This window comes from Pseudomonas sp. G(2018) (genome assembly GCF_005502415.1).
GTDB lineage: Bacteria > Pseudomonadota > Gammaproteobacteria > Pseudomonadales > Pseudomonadaceae > Aquipseudomonas.
Genome location: NZ_SCOO01000016.1, coordinates 99,886 through 119,985, shown reverse-complemented (window position 1 = coordinate 119,985; position 20,100 = coordinate 99,886). Strand labels below are relative to the sequence as shown.

The window sequence follows — 20,100 nt, the reverse complement described above, 5'->3', positions numbered from 1 at the left end:
CAGCGCCAGCCGACGAATTCAGTGATTAATCCGCCCAGGGTCGGCGCCGCCGTCATGGCCACGCCCATACAACCGCCCCAGAACGCCCAGGCCTTGGCCCGTTCCACTTCATCGTGGAAGGTGTGGCCGATGGAGGCCAGCGCTGAGGTCAGCAGCAGCGCGGCACCGACGCCCTTGATCGCTCGTGCGATATCCAGAAACAGTGCGTTCGGCGCCGCACCGCAACCCAGCGAGGCCAGGATGAAGATACCCAGCCCCCACATCAGGGTTTTCTGCCGGCCAAAGCGGTCGGCCAGGCTGCCGGCGGGCAACAGCAAGGCGGCGAAGGCCAGCATGTAGGCACTGACCACCCATTCGATATCAGCGAAATTCGCCCCCAGATCCCGAGCGATGCTGGGCAAGGTAACGGCGACGATATTAGTGTCCAGCACGATCAGCGAACACACGGCTGAGGCGGTGAGCAAGGTCAGGCGCGGGCTCACCTTGGGTTTGACGGACATGACGGGCGTTCTCTACTGTGAAGTGATGTGCAGCTTATCGCTGGCTGGCAGTCTATTTGTTAGGCGCGCATCATCACTTCATTACCTTTGAGCTAACGCACCGATGGACATCCGCCACTTCCGCTACTTCCTCGCCGTCGCCCGGCAGCGCAACTTCACCCGTGCCGCCGAGCAATTGGGCATTGCGCCGCCGACCTTGACCCGGCAGATCCAGGACATGGAAGCGGAACTGGGCGCGCGCCTGTTTCTGCGCCAGGCGCGGGACGTCAGCCTGACCGAAGCCGGCGCGGCGCTGGTGATCGAGGCCGAGGCCACGGTGCGCCAGTTCGAGTCGGCCCAGCGCAATGCCCAACGCGCCGGTCGTGGCGACATCGGCCACATCGAACTGGGTTACGTGGCCTCGGCGGTGTATTCCGGGGCGCTGCAAAAGCAGGTTCAGGCTTTTGCCGACCAATACCCGGATGTCAGCCTCAACGTTCGGGAAAGCCCCATGGCCAGCCTGCCGAACATGATCCTTGAGGGGCGCTTCGATCTGGGATATATCCGCTGCCCGATGGCCTTGCCCGAGGGTGTCGAAGGTGTTCGTCTGAGCGACGAGGGCTTTGTGTTGGCGTTGCCGGTGGACTCATGGCTGAACCGGTTGCAGGTCATCAACTCAGCGCATCTGCACAACGAAAACTTCATTCTTCCGGAGCAAGTCGTCGGTACGTTGCAGGTTGCGAGTCAAGGCGGTTTCGTACCGAAGCTCGGGGCGCAGCCGGGTGGGTTGGTGGCGGTGATTGCGTTGGTGTCGCTAGGGCAGGGTGTGGCGGTGGTGCCGGAGTCGGTAGTCGGCCATGTCAGTTTGCCGAATGTGGTGTATCGGCAGATCAAGGATTGCAATGCGACGTCGTGGCTGGCGTTGATTCATCGGCGGTTTGAGAAGTCTGCGGCGGTGAACAGGTACATCGAGCGTGTGAAAAAAGGCTAGAAGCCAAAAGCTTCGCGAGCAAGTCGAAGGCGGCCTCCAAAATAACTAAATTCTAAAGTTGCTACAGATCTTGAAATGATTTCCGGCTGTAGGAATTGTCACTATCACTTGTACGATTCAAGTCCTTTTTCCTTTCAGGACTTGCATGAACACCCTCACGGAGCCCCCCAGTAATCCTTCCCCCTCGCGCCAACGCGCGGTCTCGACGCACGTGAAATACCCGGTCTTCAGGCCTCCGATTACCCCCGACATTGCAGCTCCACGGCCTCTGCGCCGCGCCTTGCCGTGCCCGGTATTCTGAATTCACTGAAGAGATCGAGACATTTTTATGGAATGGTTAGCCGACCCCACCGCATGGCTGGGCTTGTTGACGCTGATTGTGCTGGAGCTGGTGCTTGGCATCGACAACCTGGTGTTTATCGCCATCCTCGCGGACAAGTTGCCGCCGGAGCAGCGCGACCGTGCGCGGTTGATCGGTTTGTCCCTGGCGTTGTTGATGCGCCTGGGCCTGCTGGCCAGTATTTCCTGGCTGGTGACCCTGACCCAGCCACTGTTCGAGGTGTTCGACAAGAGCTTCTCCGGGCGTGACCTGATCATGCTGTTCGGCGGTGTATTCCTGTTGTTCAAGGCCACCATGGAGCTGCATGAACGCCTTGAAGGCCATGTCGGTCAGCGTTCGTCCAACACGACCTACGCGCTGTTCTGGCCGATCGTGGCGCAGATCGTGGTGCTGGATGCGGTGTTCTCCCTCGATGCGGTGATTACTGCGGTGGGCATGGTCGATGAGTTGGCGGTGATGATGATTGCGGTGATCATTTCCATCGGCCTGATGATCGTCGCCAGCAAACCGCTGACCCGTTTCGTCAACGCGCACCCGACGGTGATCATGCTGTGTCTGGGCTTCCTGATGATGATCGGCTTTGCGCTGACCGCTGAAGGTCTGGGCTTCCACATTCCGAAGGGCTATCTGTATGCGGCCATCGGTTTCTCGATCCTGATCGAGGTGTTCAATCAGATCGCCCGGGCACGGCGCAAGCGCTCGATGCAGGGCCTGCGACCGATGCGCGAACGCACTGCCCATGCGGTGATGCGTTTGCTCGGCGGACGCAAGCTCGCAGTGGAAGAGGTGGGCGAAGAGATTGCCGACATGCTGGACGACGGCGAGGCACAGAGCGAGGAACTGTTCGATCGTCGTGAGCGGGTGATGATCAGCGGTGTTCTGCAACTGGCCGAGCGGCCGATCCGCACCCTGATGACCGTGCGTGCCGACGTCGATCACATTGATCTGGCCGATGATGCCGAGGCGATTCGCACGCGGTTGATGCATTCGTCGTACTCGCGTCTGCCGTTGATTCGCGACGGTGCGGTGGATGAGCCGTTGGGCTTCGTGCACAAGAAGGAGTTGCTCAAGGAGTTCCTGGCCGGCAATCAACCCGACCTTGCACACCTGGCACGCCAGACCATCAATCTGCTGGACAGCTATTCGATCCTCAATGCCCTGGAGCAGATGCGCAAGGCTTCGACCCACATCGCGTTCGTGGTCAATGAATTCGGCGATTTTGTCGGCGTGCTGACCATGACCGACATTCTCGAGTCGATTGCCGGCGAGCTGCCGGACGCCAGCGAAATAGAAGGGCCGGACGTGATCGAAGAGAAGGGCGGCTTCGTGGTCAGCGGCGCCTTGAACCTGGCGCGGGTGCGTCAGCGCACCGGCTTTGCGGCAGAGCCGACCGACGACTATCAAACCCTGGCCGGGCTGGTGGTAAGTTTGCTGGATCGCTTGCCGATGAAGGGCGACAGCCATGAGTGGGAAGGGTGGCGGGTGACGGTGATGTCGGTGCAAGAGCGACGGGTTACTCGAGTCTTTTTGGCGCGTATCGGCGGGTAATTTTGCGCTGAGGCCGATGGCCCCTTCTCGAGCAAGCCCGCTCCCACAGGATCTGCGCAGGACCTGTGGGAGCGGGCTTGCTCGCGAAAGCGGTTTGTCAGGCGACAGATCACTCAAGCCTGCTGATGAAAGGTATACCGATCCTTCCCCGAATGCTTTGACTCATACAGCGCCGCATCCGCCTTGATCAGCGCCTGATTCAAGGTGTCGCCCTCTAATACCTTGGCCAGGCCGATACTGATGGTCACTGGATGTCGGGTCACTTGCTCGCGCACCACCCGGCACAGTTCGCCGGCCAATGCCTCGACATCTTCGCGACGCACCCCGGCCAGGTAAATCGCAAACTCTTCACCACCCAGTCGCGCGTATTCGAAGTGGCTCATCACTGTCTTGATGTCCGCTGCGATGCGCTTGAGTACTTCATCGCCGATGTCGTGACCGTAGACGTCGTTGACCTTCTTGAAATTGTCGATATCGATCATCGCCAGGTAATGGTCGTGCTCGCGCGGAGCGTTGTGCAGTTGTTTATCGGCGCGGGTCATGAACGAGCGCCGGTTGGGGATTTCGGTGAGCGTGTCGATGTAGGCCTGGTCCAGCAGCAGCCTGGACATGATGAAGTTGTAGAGTTTGGCTTTGCTTAATGTCAGGAAGCTGTAAAGGGTCAAGGCGCACACGAATACCGTGTAACTGACGGCCATCAGTCCCCTGAGTTCGAGTACATCAATTTCGGTGTCGTAAAAAGGGTTGAGTAATACCCAGGTAATGATCTGCGCGGCAAAGAACGACCCGCTGCTCAGGGGGAGTATCGAAGCGCTGAAGAGTGTGGTCGACGCTGCCAGCAGCAGCCAGGCGGCTTGATGCTCGATCGTCAAACCGTCGATCAGCAAGCGTGTGCCGAGGGTCATGGTCAAGACGAACAGCACGTTCAGCCAATGGAAATGCCGGGCCTGACGGGTGAACAACAAGACGATGAGCAGGATCGTGAAGACCGTGATAAAGACCATCGAACGCCAGGTGAACGCCTGGTCGCCAATGAAGCTGAGGATCAGGTCATAGAGGATCCAGACAGCGATGCTGGCAACGTAGATCAGCACGCAGAATTTGTGCAGGCGTTCGAATTCATGCTGGATGAACTCGGCTTTCAGTTCGGCAGGTGGCGCCTTTTTCAGCACTTCATCTTCAATGGTTTTGTACATCATCGACCCTGTTCTTGTGTTGATTATCGAGAATCACCTTGCCCCATGGCCGGTAACGCAGGGAAAACACTGCACCGGGATGGCAGCCCGTCGGTGCCGTTTGCAGGTTGGCCGGTTCAGCGCGAAAGGTCGTGCCTGTGGTGCCGACCTGACGAAACGCTTCCTGAACGATGCCGACGGAGCAGGGCAGCGCCTGGGCGTAACCCTGGCGCACCAATGGCGGTAAACGTTCGGTACCGGCACCGTCCTGCCACCAGACTTGTATGCCTTGGTCGGCCAACGCCGCCAGCCACCGCCCGTTGACGGGCGGCGCAAGCCTGCCGACGCTGAAGGCACTGACATGCAGCGGCGCATCGAGCTGGCCGGCGAAGTCCTTGAGTTGACGTTGCAGGGTCTGCCGGCGATCAGCGGTGAGGAAATGCAAGTCGTCCAGTTCCATCGGCAGGTACCAGCCACTGACCATGAGCTTCCAGTCCTTGCGCAACTTCTGACGCTGGGCCAACGACAGCCCCAATTGCGCCTGCCAGTAACTCGCCAGCCCGGCACTGTCCAGCTCATCGATGCGTTGGTAATAGGCCGGGTCCATGTACAACCCCAGCACCAGTTTCAAACCTTGCGCCTGGGCCAGCTTCAGGCTGTCGGCCAGCCAGCCATCGGCACCGCCGAAATCAGAATCACCGTAGGCCGTCCACTGCACGATCACCGTGTGAACACCCTGTTTGGCCGTGTCCTGCCAGATCCGCTGCCATTGCGCCTGGCTGAGGCTGGCATCGACGTTCAGCGGTTGATAGAAAATCCGCTCTTCAGCGCGGATCATCGCGCTGCCGAGCAACAGGCACACAAGCAATAGAAGTCGCTTCATCAGAAATTCAACTCCACGCCCAGCAATACGCCATTGCCGCCCTCATACAAATTACCGCCCAACGATTGCTGGTATTCGGTGCGAACGGTCAGGTGCGCGCGGTAGGCGTTGTAGATGTCATCGTCGAACCACCACTGCCAGCGCAGGCCGATGCCGGTGCGCACGTCCTGGCGCCAGTCATTGCTCGGGTCCTGGCTGGCAAATTCGAGAAAGCCGTAGGGCATGAGGGTTTGCGCGCCGTTGAACGGCAGCTTCCACGCGCGTCCTTGCTGGAAGCGCGACAACCATTGATGGTCGCCGGCCTTGGTCCACCACGCCGCATCCAGATAAAGAAAGCGTTCCTCCCAGTCGCTTTCGTCGACGCGCCAGTCGTTGCGAAACCTGCCCTGATCCAGGAACGAAGCGGTGCTGCGCAACAGGTAGTCGGTGGTGGTGTGCCCGTCCTTGCGGTGATCCTCGACCTGGTCCGACAGCTTTTCCGGAACCAGCATCTGGCCCAGGCTCAGGCCGTGATTGTCCTGGTCATCGAACTGGCTTTGCTTGTAGATCTCGCCGTAGAAGTTGATGTTCGCCGTGCCCCAGGGTTTGTAGCGCAGCCCCACGCCGGTGGCGATGGATTCGGCATAGCTGGATCGACTCTGGCCACCGAGCAATACGCGGCCATAGACCGACAGTGTGCTGCCGGCGCGGCTCGGTTCTTCGCCCAGAGCGTGATCCCACATGGCCAGTTGTACGTTTTGCGAGGTGGAGCGGCGTCGAGAGCCGGTGGTTTCGTCGGGTCGCAGGAAGTCGTTGGTCGAGACCCCGGCCGGCGACCAGGTGCTGGCCACGGTGCGCGAATCGCGGCGTGACAGGGTTTCGTGGGCGCGGCGCTGGCGATAACGCCGGGCCTCCATGCTGCCGTCCTCGTCGTCGGCCGCTACCGGGTTTTGTTCCAGATCGATCACCCGGCGCAGTTCCTTGCGCGCTGCTGCGCTGTCCGCAACTTCGTCATAGCGCAAGGCCAGGGTTTCGCCGAGGCGATAATCCTCGGGGAAACTTCGGGTGGCGCTTTGCAGATAAGGAATGGCCTTGGCGCGTTCTTCCCGGGTGTCAGCACCGGCCAGGCGCATGCCGTAATCGGCGCGGTAACGCGGGTTATCCGGTTCGAGTCGTACTGCCTCGGCCAGCCAAGCGGTGCTTTGCGCAGGTTCGCCGGCCTTCTGTGCGGTGACCGACGCGGCGTAGAAGTGCCCGGCATCCGCTGACCGTTGCAGGGCGGAGCGTTGTCGTTGCAGGGCCAAGCCATGATCGCCCTGCGCATCGGCAATCGCGGCAGCCAGCGCCCATTCGTTGGGGCCACGGCTGCGGCTTTGCTGCCAGTAGCGTTCGGCGGCTGACAGGTCCCCGGCATTCAGGGCGCTGCGACTGGCCGTGAGGCGGGCGTTGTCGCTGAGTTCAGCATCGGGCAGGCTGCGCCAGATTGCCAAGGCTGCGGCCGAATCGCCGGCCGCTTCGAGGGCATAGGCCAAGGGCACGCGGCTACTTCGATCGCCGGATTTTTCCGCCTGTTGGTAATAGACAACCGCCATGCCAGGGCGATCCGGCATGGCGCAGCGTCCCAGTGCGTGGTAGTCGCCGGCGGTCCGGGGTTGCGCACCGATCGCTTGCTGCACGGCGGCGCATTGGCCGCTCTCGGCCAGTTGCGCCAACAATTGGCCGCGGGTGGCGGGGTCGACACGATTGAGCAGCGACACGATGCGCCATTGCTGTGCAGGCGTCGGCGACGACGAGGCATATAGGGTCGCCAGCCGTTGCAACAGGGCGTCGGGGAGCTTGCCGCCATGACGGTCGTAAGCGTTTTCCAGCAGTTGCTGCGCGTGTTCGCGCTGTCCGGCATTCAGCGCCAGGTATGTGGCCTGATCGAGCGAGCGAAGGTTGCCGGTTTGCTGGTAGTGCCGCTCCCAGAGTGTCGCCGCTTCGGTAGTGCGCCCCAGCGCCTGAACCAGTTCGGCCCGGCGCTTGACCACCTCGGCGGTCTGCGGCTGGCTGGCGAGCCAGGCCATGACTTTGTCGCTTTGACCTTCTTGCTGCCAGATCTCCAGCAGGCGCTGCTGGCGCCGGCTATCCCAGGGCTGCGGCAGGCGCGTGCTTTGCAGGAGTTCGGTGGCGTGCAGGCGTTGGGCAAGGATCAGCCAGGTCTCGGGATCAGCGTCGGGTGGGCAGCCACGCAATTGCGTGAGCGCCGCATCCGGATCGCGACGGGACAGCCATTCGGTGGTCTCCAGGCACGGCCGCTGCAATTCACCACTCAAGCGCTGCACCGTTGTGCTGTCGCCGGTGTGCCGCGCCAACTCCCACAGACGTTGGCGTTGCGCGGGGTCGGCAAGATCGTCCGGCGGCAGCGATTGCAGCCAGCGCTGGGCCTGTTCGGTGTGCCCCACGGCTATCGCGCGATCGACCATCGCCAGGCGAGTCTTGCGTGCCGCCTCCGGGGAGGGTGCCTGTTGCAGCAGTTGTTCCAGCGGTTGTTCGTCGAGCCGTTGCACATACGCATTGGCCAGCCGTTGCCAGTCTTCGGCACCCAGTTGATTGTTGGCGGCCAACGGCGCGAGTTGTTCGATGGTGCCGTTCCAGTCGCGCAGTTGCTCGGACCAATTGGAGAGCGCCAGGTGCAGAATCCGGTCGTCACCTTTGGACTCCAATTGCGCCAGCCAATCGTGAGCCCGGCCCGCGCCGCCAAATTTGGCCAGGCTCAGGCTGTAGGCCTGCCACAGGCGGATGCGTTGGTTGAGGTTGCTGGCGGCCATCCATTGTTCGACCTGACCACTGCCGGGCGGATCCTGTTCGATCCACGTCAGGCGCAGGTTGAGCAAGGCATCGCTGTTTTGCGGGTTATCCGGCAGTGCTTGCAGTGCGTCCTTGTAGCGCCGTTGTTTGGCCAGCGCTTCGACCAGTAGCGCCCGCGCTTCATCGTTGTTCGGCACTATGTCCAGCAGGTGGCGCATCAGTCGTTCGACTTCGGCCCAGTTGCCTTTTTTCGCTTCGCGGTAGCTGCGGTCCATGTAGGGGAAACTGCGAAATTGTTCGAAGTCAGTCAGCGGTTCGGCTTGAACCCAGGCGGCGTTCAGGCTCAGCAGCAGGCAACCGACGAACACGGCATGAGGTTTCATTCAACCTCCCGGGCGATGCGGTAGGCGGCCTGCTGCTCGCTGGCTTGTTCAACCAACGCCTGTTCGAGTACTTCCTGGGTGATCATGCCGCGGGAGATCAGGTGCTGGCCCAGCGACATGTGCTCGGCATCGAAGTCGATCAGGGCCTGACTGAACAGGCTCGGCGGGACCATGCCTCGCACTTGCAGCAGATTGCCCAGCAACACCTGATGATGACTGACGCGTTCAAGCAAGGCTTCATCATCCTGATGACGCTCAAGCACCTCGAGCATGTGATGGACGTCGACATTTTGCCGGGGGCTGGCGTACCAGTGGCGTATCCCCAGCGTGACCCGGCCCTGGGGTGCCAGACGACAGCACACCGGGCGCTTCAACTGGCGGCCGATGGCGCCCAGCGACACCTGGCTGACCGGCCCTTCGGAGGCCAGCAACAGCGTGTCGCCTTCCTCGGCCACGGGCAGTACGCCGTAGTGGGAAGCGACCTTGCGCGGCACAAGGTCGATCAGGCGTTTGTCGAGCTTGAACGGGTTGAGCGGCGCCCATTCCATGTCCAGTTGCTCGGCCAGGGTTTGCACCAGTTGCGTGGTGTCGATGTGCCCGCGCAACAACAGTTCGTGACCCAGGCGCCGGCGTACCGGGTTGGTGATCGCCGCTTCCAGTTGTTCTTCGCTCAGCAGGCCTTTTTCCACCAGACGATGACCCAGCGGCGTGCGCTGGGCCTTGGTCAGGGCCGGGAATTCATGGGTGGTTTTATCCCAGGCCACGCGACGGGAATCGCCCATTTCCATGACCTGGCGTAGCGCCCGCACATTGGCGAAGAAGTTGATGAAGTTGCTCCACATCATCCGCGGTGCCGACAGCAGGCCTTCACCCAACCCGTAATAACGGGTGACGAACCAGCCGCGCTGGAACAGCCGGTTGAGCAGCATCAGACCATTGAGCCAGAGCAGTGTCGTGAGCAGCGGGCTGTCGGCGAGAATCGACGGATAACGCCAGGCGTTCGGTGCGATGACCGTTACCAGCCACATGGCCAGCAACAAGAGGAACAACAGGTTGACCAGGAAACTCAGCAGGTAGGCGATCATGCCGCGCCGGTCGCGCCACAGAAAATAGTTGAGTAATCCTATGGGGCTCCAACCGAGGTTTTTGGTGCCCTGGAATACGATGCCGACGATCCAGCGCGATTTTTGCCGGATCGCATGCTGCCAGTCCCGGGGGAAATGCTCGCGCACGCAGATCACCTGGGAAAACGCGCGATCCATGCCGAACACCCAGGGTTGTTCGAGCGCCAGTTTCGGGTTGCTTACCGAGTAGCGGGCGAAGATGCAGATCATGCCTTTTTGCTTGAGGCGAAAGCCGATGTCGTAGTCCTCGGTCAGGCTCTGCACATCGAAGGCAATGCCATCGCCATCTTCCAGCAGCGCGCTGATGGCCTTGCGGCTGAAACAGGTCCCGACACCGGCGCTGGGCACCTGGCCCGTCAAGGCTTCGCGCACGATAACGTCCTTGCCGTGGTTCTCGGCGAACTCGTCGACGTAATGCCCGGCGGTGAAGCCTTTCCATTCCGGCGCGTAGGGGTAGACCGGGATCTGGATCAGGTCCTTGTTCGGCAGCAGGTAGTTGAACAGGCGCAACTCCATGGGTGAAATCACGTCTTCGGCATCGTGCAGAATGAAGCCGGCGAACTGGATCTTCGCCTCGTTTTCGAAACGCAGGATGGCGTCGATGATGTTGTTCAGGCAGTCGGCCTTGCTGGTGGGACCGGGGCGCGCGCAGACCACTTTGTGCACATTCGGATAGTGCTGGCAGACCGCATCGACATCGGCCTGGGTTTCGGCATCGTTGGGGTAGGTGCCGACGAAAATCTGATAGTTCTCGTAATCGAGCGTCGTGGCAGCCAGGCGTGCCATTTCACCGACCACGCCGACTTCGTTCCAGGCCGGCACCATGATCGCCAGTGGCTTTTCGCTTTTGGTGTAGAGCCGCTGCTCGTCGGCGCGCTTGAATTTTTCATAGATGCGCCAGCGGCGGATCAGCTTGCGGGTCCAGTACACCACGTCGATGAACAGGTCATCGAGCCCTAGCACGAACATCAACAGCGCCAGGATGATCGCGAGGTATTTGAGGCCGAACAGCACATAGGCAAAGAAGTCGACCAGGCCAAAACTCATACCGCTTTACCCGACGGCGAGTGTTGTTTCAGCCAGGCGCAGAGCCGGTTGGCGATCCGCTCGCTGGCGTGGCCGTCGCCGTAAGGGCTGTAAATTCGGCTCATGCGCTGGAAGGTGGCGTCGTCATCGAGCAGCAAGCTGGCTTCCTTGACGATGCGATCCGTATCGGTACCGACCAACAACACGGTGCCGCCTTCGAGTACCGAAGGGCGTTCGGTGACATCGCGCAGTACCAGCAGCGGTTTGCCGATGGCCGGGGCTTCCTCCTGGATGCCGCCGGAGTCGGTGAGGATGAAATGCGCACGGTCCATCAGCCAGACAAAATGCTGGTAATCCTGCGGCGCGACCAGGTAAATGTTGGGCTTGTCCGAAAGCAGGCTATAGACAGCTTTTTGCACCTGCGGATTGAGGTGCACCGGGTAGACGAATTGCACGTCCGGGTAGCGCTCGGCGAGATGGGCCAGCGCCAGGCAGATGTTGCGAAAGCCGCCACCGAAGTTTTCCCGACGGTGCCCGGTGATCAGCACCATGCGCCGCTTGTCATCGAGTACCGCCAACGGCGAGTCAGCGGCCGGGTGCCAATGGATGTCCTGCTGATGGGTGCGCATCCACAGCAGCGCATCGATCACCGTGTTGCCGGACACTTCGATGTGGGCCTTGGGCACGCCTTCGCCCAGCAGGTTCGCTTCGCCCTTGGTGGTCGGCGTGAAATGCAGGTCGGCGAGGACGCCGGTCAGGCGTCGATTGGCCTCTTCCGGCCAGGGCGCACGCAAGTTGCCGGTGCGCAAACCGGCCTCGACATGGCCGATGGGCAATTGGCGATTGAAAGCGGCGAGGGCGGCGATGAAGCTGGTGGTGGTGTCGCCGTGAACCAGCACGATGTCCGGATGCACCCGTTCGTAAGCCTTGTCCAGATGCTCCAGCAGCTGTTCGGAGAGTCCATTGAGCGTTTGCCCCTGAGTCATTACCTGCAGATCTTCATCGACCGACAGCTCAAAGGAGTCGAGTACCTGCGTGAGCATTTCCCGGTGCTGGCCGGTCGAGCAGATGTTCAGTTCGATACCGGGCCAGTTGCGCAGGACCCGTGCAAGGGGGGCCATCTTGATGGCTTCGGGTCGTGTGCCGAACACCATCATGACTTTGAAGGACATGAACCCTCCCGGGACAACTCACGCCAGAAGCGTCGCCGCTGTTAAGAGTGCTTATCACTTGGGTATTGAATAAAGCAGCCGGATGGGGGGTTGTCCAACTCGGATATTTCTTACCGTTTTATAAGGCCGGCCTCACAGGAAACCCGGAAATACGGAAAGCCATGACGTGATAATTTTTGTGCAGTCGTCGTGAGCAATCGCAAAGGGGAACCTAAACCGTGTCGAAATCAGGGAAATTCATCCATACAGATCGCACTCCGATGCGTTTTGGAGTGCTATTTTGAGTGTCTCTAAAAGCATCCCAAGGAACTGTTTCATGACACATATAGTGCTTTCGCAGGTCGTGGCGAGCATCTCGGAACTGAAAAGAAACCCGATGGGTACGGTGGCCGCGGGCGGCGGTTCATCTGTTGCGATCCTGAATCGTAACGAACCTGCCTTTTATTGCGTCCCCGCCAAAGAGTATGAGGCCATGATGAATCGGCTGGAGGATCTGGAACTGATCGCTTTATGCAAGGAGCGAGAAAACGACCCGACCATAAAGGTTTCAGTTGATGACCTATGAACTGGAGTTTTCTGAAAAAGCCTGGAAGGAATGGAAAAAGCTTGGGGAGAACCTGAGAGAGCAATTCAAAAAGAAGCTACGGGAGCGACTTGTTAATCCGCACGTTCCGGCAGATCGCCTCAGCGGACTGGGAAATGCTTACAAGATCAAGCTCCGGAGTGCCGGGTATCGACTGGTTTATCGAGTCAAAGATGAGGTTGTGGTGGTAACGGTAGTGGCGGTTGGAAAAAGAGAGCGCGGAGATGTTTACAAAGATGCGCAAAGCCGCTGAACCCACACTGATCAAATGTTCGTTATGTAGCACGCATGCACCAATTGTGAACCTGATACCCGCTATCCGTAGCCGAAGGTAGCGCATCCGAAGCTGCACCTTTCGTAACACCGCTTTGCGTTTTCACGCATCCATCTGATTCAAAACACATTTCAATCTCCCCAAGACTCCGCCCACAACCTGTGGCACACTTTCTGCTGTCTATTCCGTTGTTACATACTCGGTTCCGGTATAGCGGAATAAACAACATCCAGGAGTGCTTGCCATGCGTCGACCTTCCTTGTTCAAAGCGTGTGTTTTTCTGTTCGCAGCCTCTGCTGCTGCCATGGGCGTGGCCCAGGCGGCGGACAGTAAGCTCGATAGCGTTCTGGCCCGCGGCAAACTGATTGTGGGCACCGGCAGCACCAATGCGCCGTGGCACTTCCAGGGCGCGGACGGCAAGTTGCAGGGCTTCGATATCGATATCGCACGGATGGTTGCCAAGGGGCTGTTCAACGATCCGAGCAAGGTCGAATTTGTGGTGCAGTCATCCGATGCGCGGATTCCCAACCTGCTGACCGACAAGGTCGACATGAGCTGCCAGTTCATCACCGTGACCGCCAGCCGTGCCCAGCAAGTGGCGTTCACCCTGCCGTACTACCGTGAAGGTGTGGGCCTGCTGCTGCCGGCCAACAGCAAGTACAAGGAAATCGACGACATGCAGGCCGCTGGTGACAGCGTCACCGTGGCTGTGCTGCAAAACGTGTATGCCGAAGAACTGGTGCATCAGGCGTTGCCCAAGGCCAAGGTCGATCAGTACGACAGCGTGGACCTGATGTATCAGGCGGTGAACTCGGGACGCGCCGACGCGGCGGCCACCGATCAGTCGTCGGTGAAATACCTGATGGTGCAGAACGCTGGCCGCTATCGCAGCCCGGCCTATGCCTGGAGCCCGCAAACCTACGCCTGTGCGGTCAAGCGCGGCGATCAGGACTGGCTGAATTTCGTCAACACCACCCTGCATGAAGCCATGACCGGCGTTGAGTTCCCGACTTACGCGGCGTCCTTCAAGCAATGGTTCGGTGTCGATCTGCCGTCGCCGAAGATTGGTTTCCCCGTCGAATTCCAATGATCCCGTGAGAGCGGGGCGGTGAATCGCCCCGCTCAAGGTACTGCCGACCATGAACTATCAGTTGAACTTTGCCGCCGTGTGGCGCGATTTCGACACCTTGCTGGCGGGGCTCGGTCTGGGCCTCGAACTGGCGCTGGTGTCGATCGCCATCGGCTGCGTGATCGGCCTGCTGATGGCGTTTGCTTTGCTGTCGAAGCACCGCGCGTTGCGGGTGCTGGCTTCGGTGTATGTCACGGTGATCCGTAACACGCCGATTCTGGTGTTGATTCTGTTGATCTATTTCGCCTTGCCGAGCCTGGGCATTCGCCTGGACAAGATTCCTTCGTTCGTCATCACCCTGTCGCTGTATGCCGGGGCGTATCTGACCGAAGTGTTTCGCGGCGGCCTGCTGAGCATTCCCAAGGGCCAGCGCGAAGCCGGCCTGGCGATTGGCCTCGGCGAGTGGCAGGTCAAGGCTTACGTCACCGTGCCGGTGATGTTGCGCAACGTGCTGCCGGCCTTGTCGAACAACTTCATTTCGCTGTTCAAGGACACTTCGCTGGCGGCGGCGATTGCCGTGCCGGAGCTGACCTATTACGCGCGCAAGATCAATGTCGAGAGCTACCGGGTGATTGAAACCTGGCTGGTGACCACGGCGCTGTATGTGGCGGCCTGTTACCTCATTGCCATGATGCTGCGATACCTCGAACAGCGTCTGGCGATCCGCCGATAGGAGGCCCCATGTACGAATCCCCCAGTTGGTTGCATGAGTTGTGGGTTGCACGGGAGCCCTTGTGGCAAGGCTTCTTGACCAGTGTGCAGGTGTCGGCGCTGGCGATTTTGCTCGGCACGGTACTCGGTGTTTTCGCCGGATTGGTGCTGACCTACGGCAAGTTCTGGATGCGCGCACCGTTTCGTTTTTACGTCGATGTGATTCGCGGCACGCCGGTGTTTGTGCTGGTGCTGGCCTGCTTCTATATGGCGCCGGCGCTGGGCTGGCAGATCAGCGCCTTCCAGGCGGGTGCCTTGGGGCTGACGCTGTTCTGCGGCTCCCACGTCGCCGAGATCGTGCGCGGTGCGTTGCAGGCACTGCCGCGCGGGCAGATGGAAGCGAGCAAGGCCATCGGCCTGACGTTTTATCAGGCCCTCGGCTACGTGCTGCTGCCCCAGGCGCTGCGGCAGATCCTGCCGACCTGGGTCAATTCGTCCACCGAGATCGTCAAGGCCTCGACGCTGCTGTCGGTGATCGGCGTGGCCGAGCTGCTGCTCAGCACCCAACAGATCATCGCCCGGACCTTCATGACCCTGGAGTTCTACCTGTTCGCCGGTTTTCTGTTCTTCGTCATCAACTACGGCATCGAATTACTCGGCCGGCACATTGAAAAGCGGGTGGCCTTGCCATGACTCAGACTCCAATCAACCCACAAAACGGCCAACCTTTGCTGGACATTCGTGGCCTGCACAAGCAATACGGCCCGCTCGAAGTACTCAAGGGCGTCGACCTGAGCATGCAGCGCGGCAACGTGGTGACGCTGATCGGTTCCAGCGGTTCGGGCAAGACCACGCTGCTGCGTTGCGTGAATATGCTCGAAGAGTTCCAGGGTGGGCAGATCCTGCTCGACGGCGAATCCATCGGCTATGACGAGATCAATGGCAAACGTATCCGCCACCCGGAAAAAGTCATCGCCCGCCATCGCGCCATGACCGGCATGGCGTTCCAGCAGTTCAACCTGTTCCCGCACCTGACCGCGTTGCAGAACGTCACCCTGGGCTTGCTCAAGGTGAAAAAGCTGCACAAGGACGAAGCCGTGGCCCTGGCAGAAAAATGGCTGGAGCGGGTCGGCCTGCTGGAGCGCCGCGATCACTATCCGGGTCAGTTGTCCGGTGGCCAGCAGCAGCGCGTGGCGATCGCCCGGGCGATTGCGATGAACCCGAGCCTGATGCTGTTCGACGAAGTCACCTCGGCCCTGGACCCGGAGCTGGTCAGCGAAGTACTCAATGTGATCAAGGGCCTGGCGGATGACGGCATGACCATGCTGCTGGTGACCCACGAAATGCGTTTTGCCTTCGAGGTTTCGGACAAGATCGTTTTCATGAATCAGGGGCGCATCGAAGAGCAGGGACCGCCCAAGGAACTGTTCGAGCGCCCGCAATCGCCACGACTGGCGGAATTTCTCAAAAGCACGCGTTTTTGAACTTTCAATTTTCAATCAGGAGAAACACCCATGAGCATCACTCGTTACGGCACCGGCAGCAGCGCCGCTGGCGGTACGCCTCGTCCTTTCGCCCGCGCCGTTGAAGCCGATGGCTGGCTGCACGTCTCCGGCCAGGTGCCTGCGTTGGATGGCGAGATCATCGTTGGCGGCATCGTCGAGCAGACCCACCAGACCATGAAGAACCTGATCGCGATTCTCGAAGAGGCCGGTTATGGCCTGGAAGATGTGGTGCGTGCCGGGGTGTGGCTGGACGATCCGCGGGATTTCACCAGTTTCAACAAGGTCTTCTCCGAGTACTTCAAACCCGAACACGCCCCGGCCCGGGCCTGTGTGCAGGCGAACATGATGGTCGACTGCAAGGTCGAGATCGATTGCATCGCGTACAAGAAAAAGGCCTGAACCGAGGTGGCTTCATCGCCAGCAGGCTGGCTCCCACAGGGGAACGCATTCCAAAGGTGGGAGCCAGCCTGCTGGCGATGGCGGCCTGACTGTCGTCGCAACACTCGCGGTAAACTCCCGGCGAATTTGAAGGGGAACCACTGATATGACCGAAGACACCATCAAGCGCCGGGCACGCGGTCTGGACCGGGCGTTCGATATCCTCGATTTCCTCAAGGAGATCGGCCAGCCCCTGCGCCCAAACGAAATCGCCAGTGGCATCGGCAGCCCCAAATCCACGGTCTATGAACTGGTTGCCTCGCTGCTGGAACGACGGATCCTGGAGCCGGTCGGCAAGGACGGCCACGTGTACCTCGGCCGTCAGCTGTACTTCCTCGGCCAGGCACATTTGCGCCATTTCGACCTGACCCGCGAGGCCGATCATGCCTTGCAGGACATCGTCAGCCAGACCCGCGAGACCGCGCAGATGTGCCTGCTCAACGGACGCAAGTACACCGTGGCGCTGATGAAGGAGGGTGAGCGGCATTTCCGCATTTCCTCGGACATCGGCGAAAACGCGCCGATCCCCTGGACCGCGTCCGGGCGCCTGTTGCTGGCGCACCTGAGCGACCAGGAAATCGTCGACCTGATCGACCACGATGACTTCATCCTGCCCAACGGCGATCGCCTGGAGCTTGCGCAGTTTCTGAAGGAAATTCGTCAGGCCGGCATCGACGGCTTTTTCTCTTTCGACAGCGTGGCCGACACCTTTACCCATTGCTTCGCCGCCCCGGTCAAAGACCCGAATGGCGTGGCCATTTGCACCTTGTGCATCGTCGCGCCGCGCGCCGATGCCAAGACTCATTACAACGACTACCGCCGGGTGCTGATCGAAAGCGCGAACAGCCTGGCCCGTCGTATCAACGAATAACAGCGGCTGCCTGCAGCCGCGAATGTGAGGAGTTCGACCATGTCTTCTGCCCCCCATACTGCCGCCGTGGAAAAGGGCTTTGCCCAGACCGGTGCCAACCTGGTCCGTGACGTCAGCCTGCCGGCCCTGGTGCTGCATCGCGATGCGCTGGAACACAACATTCGCTGGATGCAGGACTTTGTCAGCAACAGCGGCGCGGAGCTGGCGCCCCACGGCAAGACCAGCATGACCCCGGCGCTGTTTCGCCGACAACTGGACGCCGGCGCCTGGGGCATTACCCTGGCCAGCGCCACGCAAACCCGTGCGGCCTATGCCCATGGTGTTCGTCGGGTACTGATGGCCAACCAACTGGTGGGCACGCCGAACATGGCATTGATCGCCGATCTGCTGGCCGATCCGACATTCGACTTCTATTGCATGGTCGATCACCCGGACAACGTCGCTGATCTCGGGGCGTATTTCGCGAGCCGTGGTGTGCGCTTGAACGTGATGATCGAGTACGGCGTGGTTGGCGGCCGTTGTGGTTGCCGCAGCGAGCAGGAAGTCCTCGACCTGGCCAAGGCCATCGCCGCGCAACCGGCGCTGGCCCTGACGGGCATTGAAGGTTACGAAGGGGTGATTCACGGTGATCACGCCGTGAGCGGTATCCGTGCGTTCGCTGGTTCCCTGGTTCGCCTGGCCGTGCAGTTGCAAGACAGCGGCGCATTCGCCATCGCCAAACCGATCATCACAGCGTCCGGCTCCGCCTGGTATGACTTGATTGCCGAGGAGTTCGAAGCCCAGAACGCCGCCGGGCGTTTCCTCAGTGTGCTGCGTCCGGGCAGTTATGTGGCCCATGACCATGGCATCTATAAAGAAGCGCAATGCTGTGTGCTGGACCGCCGCAGCGACCTGCACGAAGGTCTGCGTCCGGCGCTGGAAGTCTGGGCTCACGTGCAGTCGCTGCCGGAACCGGGCTTCGCCGTGATCGCCTTGGGCAAGCGCGACGTGGCCTACGACGCCGGTTTGCCGGTGCCGTTGCTGCGTTACAAGGCTGGCGTGGTGCCGGCTAAAGGCGACGATGTCGGTGCCTGCAAAGTGACGGCGGTGATGGACCAGCATGCGTTCATGACCGTGGCGCCGGGGGTTGAGTTGCGGGTGGGCGACATCATTTCGTTCGGCACCTCGCACCCGTGCCTGACGTTCGACAAGTGGCGTACGGGGTGTCTGGTGGATGAGCAGTTGAACGTCATCGAGACCATGGAAACCTGTTTTTAAGACTTGCGAGCGCGTTGAGGCCATCGCTGGCAAGCCAGCTCCCACAGGTTTTGCGCTGACCCTGTGGGAGCGAGCCTGCTCGCGAAGACGGCCGCCCAGACAACAAAGAAACACCAGAGACCCCACATCATGAACACCATCAACACCCTCGGCCCCAACACCCCGCGTATCGCCCTGATCGGCGAATGCATGATCGAGTTGCAGCATCGCGCCGACGGCAGCCTGCAACAAAGCTTCGGCGGCGACACCTTGAACACGGCGGTCTATCTGTCCCGCGAGCTGGGTGTGGCCGGCAGCGTGGATTACGTCACCGCCCTGGGCGATGACAGTTTCAGCGATGCCATGTGCCAGAGTTGGGCCGCGGAAAACATTGGCCTGGACATGGTCCAGCGCTTGCCTGGCCGCTTGCCCGGTCTGTACTGCATCCAGACCGACGCTGCTGGCGAGCGGCGCTTTCTTTACTGGCGCAATGAGGCGGCGGTGCGCGATTGCTTCACCACCCCGGCGGCCGAACCGATCCTGGCGGCTCTGCCGGACTACGACGTGTTGTATTTCAGCGGCATCACCCTGGCGGTATTGGGCGTGCAAGGTCGGGAGAGACTGTTGGAAACCCTGATCGAGGCCCGGCAACGCGATGCGCGGATCGTCTTCGACAACAACTACCGGCCACGCCTTTGGGCTTCGGTCGAAGAGGCGCGGGCGGCTTATCGCAGCGTGCTGCCTTATGTCGACCTGGCGCTGCTGACCGTGGATGACGAACAGGCGCTGTTCCATTTCGCCGATTGCGCAGCGGTGTTTGCCGCGTATGAGCAGATTGGCACACCTGAGGTGGTACTCAAGCGCGGCGCCGAGGCCTGTCTGATTCGTTGTGATGGCGAGTCATTCGAAGTGCCGGCGCAGAAGGTCGAGCGCGTGGTGGATACCACGGCGGCAGGGGATTCGTTCAGCGCGGCGTATCTGGCCAGTCGGCTCAAGGGTGGCAGCCCGGCGGAGGCTGCCGAGGCGGGGCATCGGTTGGCGAGTCGGGTGATTCAGGTGCCGGGGGCGTTGATTCCGAGATAAGCGGAGAATGGCCGTTGGCTGCGCCATTGGATCGCTGGCAAGCCAGCTCCCACAGGTCTTGCGCGGTCCTTGTGGGAGCTGGCTTGCCAGCGATGAGGCCCTGAGGCCAACCCGTCAATCCCGGTAAAACACCTGCACCAGGTGATACCCGAACTTGCTCTTGATCGGGCCATGCACCACCCGCAGCGGCTTCTTGAAAATCACCGCGTCAATCTCCCCGACCATCTGTCCCGGACGTACTTCACCCAGATCGCCGCCGCGTTTGCCGGACGGGCAGGTGGAGTACTTCTTGGCCAGCACGTCAAACGCTTCACCCTTGGCGATGCGTTGTTTGAGCTGCTCGGCTTCTTCCGAGGTTTTCACCAGAATATGGCGGGCTTGAGCTTTCATGGGGCGGATACCTTGCAACGGTGATGGCAATGGTGACGACAACGGGGCGC

Annotated in this window: 19 protein-coding genes; 12 read left to right on the top strand and 7 right to left on the bottom strand. The window is 60.7% G+C overall.

All coding sequences use genetic code 11. From position 1 onward, the window contains the following. Positions 1–500 (bottom strand): MFS transporter (locus tag FFS64_RS17165; protein ID WP_137806363.1); only part of this gene is annotated, 500 nt, incomplete at its 3' end. A 103-nt stretch (positions 501–603) separates the two neighbouring features. Here FFS64_RS17165 and FFS64_RS17160 point away from each other — a divergent pair. After that, positions 604–1,470: a LysR family transcriptional regulator gene (locus tag FFS64_RS17160; protein ID WP_137806362.1), complete on the top strand. Its 867-nt coding sequence runs from the start codon at positions 604–606 to the stop codon at positions 1,468–1,470. A 328-nt stretch (positions 1,471–1,798) separates the two neighbouring features. Beyond that, complete coding sequence (locus FFS64_RS17155) at positions 1,799–3,358, top strand: TerC family protein (RefSeq protein WP_137806361.1); 1,560 nt, start codon at positions 1,799–1,801, stop codon at positions 3,356–3,358. A gap of 113 nt (positions 3,359–3,471) precedes the next feature. On the opposite strand, the gene FFS64_RS17150 is transcribed toward FFS64_RS17155, so the two are convergent. From FFS64_RS17150 to wecB, 5 genes are read right to left on the bottom strand one after another with little or no spacing between them, the layout of a single operon-like run. After that, the gene (locus tag FFS64_RS17150) at positions 3,472–4,554 is read right to left on the bottom strand and encodes a diguanylate cyclase (RefSeq protein ID WP_137806368.1); all 1,083 of its coding nucleotides are present in this window, start codon (positions 4,552–4,554) and stop codon (positions 3,472–3,474) included. After that, positions 4,538–5,416, bottom strand: coding sequence for a DUF4434 family protein (locus FFS64_RS17145; protein WP_137806360.1), 879 nt, complete (start codon positions 5,414–5,416; stop codon positions 4,538–4,540). Before FFS64_RS17145 ends, FFS64_RS17150 begins: the two co-directional genes overlap by 17 nt. Beyond that, positions 5,416–8,568 carry a phage receptor gene (locus FFS64_RS17140; RefSeq protein WP_137806359.1) on the bottom strand — a complete coding sequence of 1,051 codons (3,153 nt, stop codon included), beginning with the start codon at positions 8,566–8,568 and terminating at the stop codon, positions 5,416–5,418. The genes FFS64_RS17145 and FFS64_RS17140 overlap by 1 nt, the downstream gene beginning before the upstream one ends. Then, positions 8,565–10,739: a cyclic di-3',5'-guanylate-activated glycosyltransferase NrfB gene (gene nrfB, locus FFS64_RS17135; protein ID WP_137806358.1), complete on the bottom strand. Its 2,175-nt coding sequence runs from the start codon at positions 10,737–10,739 to the stop codon at positions 8,565–8,567. The genes FFS64_RS17140 and nrfB overlap by 4 nt, the downstream gene beginning before the upstream one ends. Next, entirely contained in the window at positions 10,736–11,890 is a 1,155-nt protein-coding gene (wecB, locus tag FFS64_RS17130; protein WP_137806357.1) for a non-hydrolyzing UDP-N-acetylglucosamine 2-epimerase, read from the bottom strand. Before wecB ends, nrfB begins: the two co-directional genes overlap by 4 nt. A gap of 316 nt (positions 11,891–12,206) precedes the next feature. Between wecB and FFS64_RS17125 the strand changes: the two genes are divergently transcribed. The 10 genes from FFS64_RS17125 (at position 12,207) to FFS64_RS17080 (ending at position 19,660) form a co-directional block, all read left to right on the top strand. After that, complete coding sequence (locus tag FFS64_RS17125) at positions 12,207–12,455, top strand: type II toxin-antitoxin system Phd/YefM family antitoxin (RefSeq protein ID WP_137806356.1); 249 nt, start codon at positions 12,207–12,209, stop codon at positions 12,453–12,455. Then, the gene (locus FFS64_RS17120; RefSeq protein WP_137806355.1) at positions 12,445–12,726 is read left to right on the top strand and encodes a type II toxin-antitoxin system RelE/ParE family toxin; all 282 of its coding nucleotides are present in this window, start codon (positions 12,445–12,447) and stop codon (positions 12,724–12,726) included. The genes FFS64_RS17125 and FFS64_RS17120 overlap by 11 nt, the downstream gene beginning before the upstream one ends. A 265-nt stretch (positions 12,727–12,991) precedes the next feature. Next, positions 12,992–13,837, top strand: coding sequence for a transporter substrate-binding domain-containing protein (locus tag FFS64_RS17115; protein ID WP_095194696.1), 846 nt, complete (start codon positions 12,992–12,994; stop codon positions 13,835–13,837). Positions 13,838–13,886: 49 nt separating this feature from the next. Next, positions 13,887–14,549, top strand: coding sequence for an amino acid ABC transporter permease (locus FFS64_RS17110; protein ID WP_137806354.1), 663 nt, complete (start codon positions 13,887–13,889; stop codon positions 14,547–14,549). Positions 14,550–14,557: 8 nt separating this feature from the next. Next, positions 14,558–15,220, top strand: a complete 663-nt coding sequence (locus FFS64_RS17105) for an amino acid ABC transporter permease (RefSeq protein ID WP_095194698.1) — start codon at positions 14,558–14,560, stop codon at positions 15,218–15,220. Continuing rightward, the gene (locus FFS64_RS17100) at positions 15,217–16,011 is read left to right on the top strand and encodes an amino acid ABC transporter ATP-binding protein (protein ID WP_137806353.1); all 795 of its coding nucleotides are present in this window, start codon (positions 15,217–15,219) and stop codon (positions 16,009–16,011) included. Before FFS64_RS17105 ends, FFS64_RS17100 begins: the two co-directional genes overlap by 4 nt. 30 nt (positions 16,012–16,041) lie before the next feature. Next, positions 16,042–16,431 carry a RidA family protein gene (locus FFS64_RS17095; protein ID WP_137806352.1) on the top strand — a complete coding sequence of 130 codons (390 nt, stop codon included), beginning with the start codon at positions 16,042–16,044 and terminating at the stop codon, positions 16,429–16,431. Positions 16,432–16,576: 145 nt separating this feature from the next. Next, positions 16,577–17,341, top strand: a complete 765-nt coding sequence (locus FFS64_RS17090) for an IclR family transcriptional regulator (protein WP_095194701.1) — start codon at positions 16,577–16,579, stop codon at positions 17,339–17,341. Between the two features lie 39 nt (positions 17,342–17,380). Next, a complete protein-coding gene (locus FFS64_RS17085; RefSeq protein WP_137806351.1) occupies positions 17,381–18,598 on the top strand; it encodes an amino acid deaminase in 1,218 nt (405 codons plus the stop codon). A gap of 129 nt (positions 18,599–18,727) precedes the next feature. Further along, on the top strand, positions 18,728–19,660 hold the full coding sequence (locus tag FFS64_RS17080) for a sugar kinase (protein ID WP_137806350.1): 933 nt from the start codon (positions 18,728–18,730) through the stop codon (positions 19,658–19,660). Positions 19,661–19,774: 114 nt separating this feature from the next. On the opposite strand, the gene FFS64_RS17075 is transcribed toward FFS64_RS17080, so the two are convergent. Continuing rightward, a complete protein-coding gene (locus tag FFS64_RS17075) occupies positions 19,775–20,050 on the bottom strand; it encodes a peptidylprolyl isomerase (protein ID WP_137806349.1) in 276 nt (91 codons plus the stop codon). Positions 20,051–20,100: the final 50 nt, after the last annotated feature.